General features: G+C 69.3%; 5 protein-coding genes. 3 read left to right on the plus strand and 2 right to left on the minus strand.

Annotation, left to right across the window (positions count from 1 at the left end; translation table 11 throughout):
* Positions 1-46 precede the first annotated feature (46 nt).
* Positions 47-1159, minus strand: a complete 1113-nt coding sequence (locus tag AC5RV2_RS12945; RefSeq protein ID WP_494092664.1) for a resuscitation-promoting factor — start codon at positions 1157-1159, stop codon at positions 47-49.
* A 329-nt stretch (positions 1160-1488) separates the two neighbouring features.
* Positions 1489-2442: a TatD family hydrolase gene (locus AC5RV2_RS12950; protein WP_494092665.1), complete on the minus strand. Its 954-nt coding sequence runs from the start codon at positions 2440-2442 to the stop codon at positions 1489-1491.
* A gap of 148 nt (positions 2443-2590) precedes the next feature.
* Between AC5RV2_RS12950 and AC5RV2_RS12955 the strand changes: the two genes are divergently transcribed.
* The 3 genes from AC5RV2_RS12955 to AC5RV2_RS12965 form a co-directional block, all read left to right on the plus strand.
* Entirely contained in the window at positions 2591-3646 is a 1056-nt protein-coding gene (locus tag AC5RV2_RS12955; RefSeq protein ID WP_494068185.1) for an AAA family ATPase, read from the plus strand.
* Positions 3647-3651: 5 nt separating this feature from the next.
* Positions 3652-5025 (plus strand): DUF58 domain-containing protein, encoded by a 1374-nt coding sequence (locus tag AC5RV2_RS12960; RefSeq protein ID WP_494092666.1) that lies wholly within the window; start codon positions 3652-3654, stop codon positions 5023-5025.
* Positions 5022-6838 (plus strand): transglutaminase TgpA family protein (locus AC5RV2_RS12965; RefSeq protein ID WP_494092667.1); only part of this gene is annotated, 1817 nt, incomplete at its 3' end. The genes AC5RV2_RS12960 and AC5RV2_RS12965, both read left to right, overlap by 4 nt.

The following is a 6838-nucleotide window of genomic DNA, read 5'->3' on the forward strand; positions in this document are numbered from 1 at the left end:
GGCAGCGAAGCCCGGGCCCGAGGCCGGTGGACGGCAGGCGGGATGCCTACAGCAGTCCCAGCTTGGCGGCACAAGCCGGCCAGTGGCCCCAACCGCCGTTGCTGCGCAGCACTTCGGCGGTAGCGATCTGCTCGGAGGGCGTGGCCATGTAGGCGTAGGGCGCGTACTTGCCGCCGCCGGCGCCGAGCCAGGAGCTTGCGCTGAACTGCAGTCCGCCGGAGTAGCCGTTGCCGGTGTTGATGGACCAGTTGCCGCCGGACTCGCATTCGGCGAGCGCCTGCCAGGTCCCGCCGACGTTGGCGTTGTTGACCTTGGCCGGGCGTTTCTTGGTGCCCACCGTGATCTTCTGGCTGACCGGTTCGCGGGTGACCTTTTCGCTGACCAGCTTCCGGTCGGTTTCCTTGCCGTCGGTGAGGACGACCTCGTAGACCTTGACGCGTTCGCCTGGCTCCCCGGCCCGGGTGACCTTCTCTTCGTCCTCGTACATCGCGGAGTTGGTCGTGGTGGCCGTCTCGAACGGGACGGACTCGGCCTCCTCCACACGCTCGCGGTCGATCCGGGTCACTTTGACCTTGGTGCCTTCGGTCACCGGCTCGGCCTCGGCAACGGAGAGCTTGTCTTCCTTGCCCAGCTTGATCTTCTGCTCCTGCAGCAGGTCGCCGATGGTGGTCGCGGTGGTGACTTCCTTGCGGGTCTTGCCGTCGACCGCGATGGTGACGTTCTTCGGCGTCGAGATCGTCACCGCGCCCACCGAGGCCAGCTCGGCAGTCAACGGCGCAGACAGGGCCGACTTGTCGTTGACTGCCAGTTCGTCCAGCAGTTCCTCGACGGTGGCGGCGGTGGTGTGCACGGTGGAGGCCTCGCCGTCCACGTTCACGTCCACGGGTTTGGCGGTGACCACTTCGATGCTGGCACCGTCGGTGATCTCTTCCTCCACCGCAGGGGTGACGTCGTCGAGCTCGCCGACCTGCACCTCGGATTCGGCCAGGACGTCTGCAACCGTGGAACCGAACGTGCTGACGGTGCTCGCCTGCCCGTCCACGGTCAGCGTGACCGACTTGTTGTTGCCCACAAAAGCCACCAGCCCAAGGACCAAGGCGGTCATGACGACGACCTGACCGGCGATCTTCACCCAGCGGTTCTTCAGTGCGTTTGTCACGGTTCCCGAATCTGTTGCAGTTTCCGGGCACGGGGACATCAAGACACGCGCGAGGGACGTGCCGGCTTCAACGGCACGGTGCGAGTGCAGGCAGCACCCGCGGCGGCTGTTTGGGCGTACGAACGGAACGTCCAACGGCTACCGCCACAGGTGTCACAATGTCCGGTTGCCTTCCCCGACCCCGGCCATTAGCTACCTACCGTAATCGAAACGTGACATGGCGACAAGCGGCGCCTGCAGCAGGCGGCACCGGGCAGGGAGCGTCGCTTCCCCGTCCGGGCATCCCGGCATGCCCGCTTTCGGGTCTGGCCAGGATAGTTACCCGCGTGTTATTCGTGCTGCCAGGAGCCGTAGACACGCCCCGTGTTTTCCGCCACCTCCGTGCATAACTGCGCCAGGTCTTTCCCGAGGACCTCGGCCATGGCGCGCATGGTGTAGGGCACCAGATAGCTGGCATTCGGCCGTCCCCGGTAGGGATGCGGGGTCAGGAACGGTGCGTCGGTCTCGGCCAGCACCAGGGCCGGTTCCGCGACCGCCAGGGCCTCACGCAGGCCGTCGGCGTTCCTGAAGGTGACGGTTCCGGCGAAGGACATGTGCCAGCCGTTCTCGTTGCAGGTCCTGGCCAGCGCCGCGTCACCGGAAAAGCAGTGGAAGACAACTTTCTCGGGAGCGCCCTCCTCCAGCAGCACGCGCACCACGTCGTCGTGCGCGTCCCGGTCATGGATCTGCAGGGCGAGGCCCAGCCGCTTGGCGATGTCGATGTGGCGGCGGAACGAGTCCTGTTGGGCGCCCCGGCCTCCGCTGCCGGTCCGGTAGTAATCCAGTCCGGTCTCCCCGATCGCCCGGATCCTCGGGTGCGCGGCGATCGCCTCGATCTCCGCCAGGGCCTCCTCCAGCGTCCCCGCGTCGGCCAGCGGGGGCGCGTCGTTGGGGTGGATGGCCACCGCTCCCAGCAGCCTCGGCTCGGCCTGGACGGCCTGCAGCGTGAAGCGGGCGGACTCCAGGTCGCAGCCCACCTGCACGGCACCGGCAACGCCGACCGCCTCGGCGGCGTCCATCGCCTCCCGGACCGTGACAGCCACCAGTCCGTCGCGGAAGTCCAGGTGTGTGTGGTTGTCCATCACCGGCACGGGCAGCGGCTCTGGTGCCGGCGGATAGCTGAGATTACGACGCCGGCCGTCCCCCTCGGTGGGGCTCCGCTCCGCCGTCGTCCGGGCTGCGGTGCTGTCAGCGGTGTAGGCGGGAGGAGTTTCGCCGGCAACGGCGGCTGCGGGATTGGACATGTTTCCAGCCTACTGAAGCGCCGGGCGCGGTTCCGGCGTGAAGGACGGCGGGCCGGCCGGGCCGGGTCCGCGTGTCTACCGCATCACACAGCCAGCAAGTAGGGTTGGATCAACCGGCCCTCGGGGAAGGCACACCGGAAGGTACTTCATGGATACGCAGCAGCACATGGCAGAGGCCGGGACCGTCCGCTCCGATCCAGCGGGGCCGGGGACAGGTCAGGGCCTGGAGGCCGGTGAGGGCCTCGCGCTGACCGAGTTCCACGACGCCTGCGGCCGGATCAGGGCCGCGATCGAGACCGTCATCGACGGCAAGTCGGAGGCGGCACGGCTGGCGCTGACGGTGCTGTTGGCCCAGGGGCACCTGCTGCTGGAGGATGTGCCCGGCGTCGGCAAGACCATGCTGGCGAAGACGCTGGCCAAGACCATCGACTGCAGCGTGCACCGGATCCAGTTCACGCCGGACCTGCTGCCCTCCGACGTCACCGGTGTTTCGATCTACAACCAGGACATGCACCGGTTCGAATTCCGCCCCGGACCGGTGTTCGCGAACATCGTCATCGGCGACGAGATCAACCGCGCCTCGGCCAAGACCCAGTCGGCGTTGCTCGAGTGCATGGAGGAACACCAGGTCACGGTGGACGGGAACACCTATCCGCTGGATACGCCTTTCATGGTGATCGCCACCCAGAATCCGATCGAGATGGAGGGCACCTACCCGCTGCCGGAGGCCCAGCGCGACCGTTTCATGGCCCGGATCTCGATGGGCTACCCGGATCCCCGCGCCGAAATGGAAATGCTGGAGACCCACCAGTCCGTCTCGCCGCTGGAGGCCGTCCGCCCGGTCGTCACGGTGGGCGAGGTACGCAGCATGATGGCCATGGTCCGCGACGTCTACGTCTCGCCGGCCGTGAAGGAATACACGGTCAACATCGGTCGGGCCACCCGCGAACACCCGCACCTGCGGCTGGGAGCCAGCCCGCGGGCCATGCTCCAGCTGCTGCGCGCGGCCAAGGCGACGGCGGCCCTGGACGGCCGCGACTTCGTCCTGCCCGACGACGTGGCCTCCGTTGCCGAGGCCGTGCTGGCGCATCGTTTGATCCTTGACCGCAAGGCGATGACGGCCGGCGAAGACGCCTCCAGCGTGGTGGCCTCCGTGCTGGCCAAGGTTCCCGTGGGCGGCGAATCCCGCCGCGCCTCTTCCTGACGGCCATGGACGCGTTCGGCTGGCTCCCCACCAGGTACGTCACGCTGCGCGGGTGGGGCGTGCTGGCGGCCGGCGTGCTGGCACTGCTGCTGGCGCAGATCCTGGGCCGCCGGGACCTGCTGACCCTGGCGGTGTTCCTGATCAGCCTGCCGCTGCTGGCCGCGGCGGCAATGGTGCTCCTCAAGCCGCAGTTCACCGTGGAGCGGAAGTTCCGGCCCGCAGCCGTCGAAACCGGCCTCGTGGTCCAGGTCCGGTTGTCGGTGCGCCGCAGCGGCGGCCTGACGGGGCTGGTGTACATGGAAGAGCAGCTGCCGCTGCGCTTCGGCAAGGCCCCGTCCTTCCGGTTCCCGGCGCGGCACCCGTCCCGTTCCGGGGCGAGCGTGTACGAATACAAGCTCCGATCCAGCAAGCGCGGGATGTTCGCCATCGGACCGGTGACGGCGGATTTCTCCGACCCCTTCGGGCTGGCCAACCACCGGCACCAGCTGGGCGAAACCAGCCCGTTGGTGGTGACCCCGTCCCCCGTGGAGCTGCCGGCCACCTCGCTGACCGGCGCACGGGGTTCGGACGGCACGGCCAGCACCCGGCGGCAGGCCAATCCCAGCGACGACGACGTGATGACCCGCGAATACCGCTACGGCGATCCGATGCGCCGGGTCCACTGGGCGGCGACGGCACGTCACGGCGAGCTCATGGTCCGCCAGGAAGAATCGGTGACCACGCCGCAGGCGACCATCTTGCTGGATCGCCGGGCCTCGGCCTACGGCACCGGCCTGCTGCCCTCCTTCGGCGATGGCGCCGACCCGCACGGGGACCTGCTGCACACCTCGCCCTCCTTCGAGTGGGCCGTGACCGCCGTGGCCTCGGCCGCCAACGACTTCCTGCAGCGCAACTACACGGTCCGCTTCCTGGACGTGCAGGCCCGGGCGGCAGTCCTGGAGTCCCCCTCGGCCCCGTCGCCCGGCCAAGAGCAATTCGACGGGCCGGCGGGCTATCAGGACCTCGCCGAGGGGCTGGCCGCGCTGGGGCTGGCCGAAGACCACCGGAAGTCCGACCGGCATCCGGCAGAACCGGCGTTCGGGGACCGGCTGATGGACAAACTTGCGGCGCATAAGTACAAGGGGCCGCTGGTCGCGGTCCTGGGCCAGATCAGCGCCGGCGAAGCGCGCCTGCTGGCCCCGGCCGCCGAATTCGGCTCCCATGCCTTCGCCCTGATCGTGACCGACCGGCCGCAACAGGCCCGGGCGACGATGGACGTGCTGCGAGCCGGCGGCTGGCGGGCCGTGGCGGTCAGCCCCAAGGCCTCGCTGCCGGCCGCCTGGGCGCACTTCGACCTGGTCGACCGGATCGATCCGGTGGGAACAGGAGCGGTCACGTGACCCTCACGGTCGACAAGCAGGCGGAACTCCGCGGCCCGGACACACCCGGCCGGAGCGGCGGGCGGCCGCCCTCCCCCGGCGTCGCACCATGGTTGATGAGCGCCGCCGTCGCACTCGCCGTCCTGCTCACCGCGGCCAGCCTGCACGGGGTCCTGGAGGGCTGGAGTTGGCTGTTCCAAGCCGCCGTGACTGTCTGTTGCACCGAGGCGGGCACGGGGCTGGCACGCCGGCTGGACTGGTCGCCGCTGGCCGGGGCACTGCTGGGACTGGCCGGACTGGTCATGTCGGTCACGGCGATGTTCCTGGCGCCGACCGGTTTCCTGGGCGTGATCCCCGGCCCCGGCACGTTCGCTGCCCTTGATCCCATGTTGGAGGAAGCCCGGGACACCGTTGTCTCGCAGGTCGCTCCGGTGCTGGTTAACGACGGCATCGCGCTGGCGGCCTGCGTGGGTGTGGGGCTGATCGCCCTGCTGGTGGATACGCTGGCGGTTCCGCTGCAGATGCCTGCCATCAGCGGCCTGGGCCTGCTGGGCCTGGCCATCGTTCCGGCCATCATCAAACCGAACAGTATCGGAGCGGCGGGTTTCCTGGCCGCAGCGGCGGGTTACCTGCTGGTGCTGGGCTGCGCGCAGTGGCTTGCCGCCGGCGGCAGCGGCAGGGGCCGGCTGGCCTCCGTCGAGCAGATCCGCCGCGCCTGCGGCATAGCTGCGGCCGGTCTCGCGGTGTCGCTGGTGCTCCCGCTGGCCATCCCGGGCTTCACGTCCGGATTGTTCCCGGAGGGCTCGCGGCTCAATTGGGGCGCGCCGACGGGCCTGAACCCGGTGGTGAGCCTGGGCGACAACCTCCGGCGGCCCGGCGCCTTCGGGAGGATGACCTATGCCACGGATGCCGGGGAACCGCTCTATCTGCGCTCGGTCACGCTGGAAAACCTGACCGGCGCACGCTGGAGCCCGAGCGACTTCGACGGCCACCGCCGCACCGGCATCGATGAACTCGAGGTGCCGAGCGTGCGGAACCTGCTGGCTGACGGAGAGGTGACCACCACGCGGATCAGTACGTCATCCTTCACCAGCCCCTGGCTGCTGGCCCCGTACGCTCCGGCGCGGGTCACGGGCATCCGCGGCACGTGGAGCTGGGATCCCCGCACCCTCAACATCCGCGGCGAGTCCGGCACCACCACCGCCAACCAGGAGTACGAGGTGCGCAGCGTCAGGCCGGCGCTGACCAGGGAAGCGCTGCGCGCATCGGAACCGTCGACCAACCCGGTCGTCGATCCGGTCTTCTCCGAGCTGCCGGAGAGCATGCCGGACGTCATCGCAGACACCACGGCGACCGTGCTGGCGGGCCTGGAGAATCCGTACGAACAGGCGATGGCCATCCAGACGTATCTGCGGACGTCCGGCTTCGCATACTCGGAACAGGCTCCGGTCGACGGCGGCTACGACCAGAGCGGTTTCGAGGTCGTGGCAGCGTTCCTGGAGGAAAAGTCCGGCTACTGCATCCACTACGCCGCGACGATGGCGATCATGGCCCGGGTCGCGGGCATCCCCAGCCGGATGGCGGTCGGCTACGCGCCGGGGCGTCCCACCGGTGCGGTCCTTGACGACGGTGCCGGCACGGAGCTGGAGGAGTTCGAGATCGATTCCCGGGACGCCCATTCCTGGCCCGAGCTCTTCTTTAACGGAATCGGCTGGGTCGCCTTCGAGCCCACGCCGTCGCGTGGAGTGTTGCCGGCCTACGCCCAGACCGGACCAGCCGGCGGCCCGGTGCTTCCCAACGACGACCCGCTCAGGCCCGCGGGGCCGCCGCCGGC

Source organism: Arthrobacter sp. Y3225116, from assembly GCF_059091245.1.

What these genes read in the sequence shown, in the direction of transcription:
- AC5RV2_RS12950 (WP_494092665.1), bottom strand. Translation starts at nt 2,442, where the DNA reads ATGTCCAATCCCGCAGCCGCCGTTGCCGGCGAAACTCCTCCCGCCTAC.
- AC5RV2_RS12960 (WP_494092666.1), top strand. Translation starts at nt 3,652, where the DNA reads ATGGACGCGTTCGGCTGGCTCCCCACCAGGTACGTCACGCTGCGCGGG.
- AC5RV2_RS12955 (WP_494068185.1), top strand. Translation starts at nt 2,591, where the DNA reads ATGGATACGCAGCAGCACATGGCAGAGGCCGGGACCGTCCGCTCCGAT.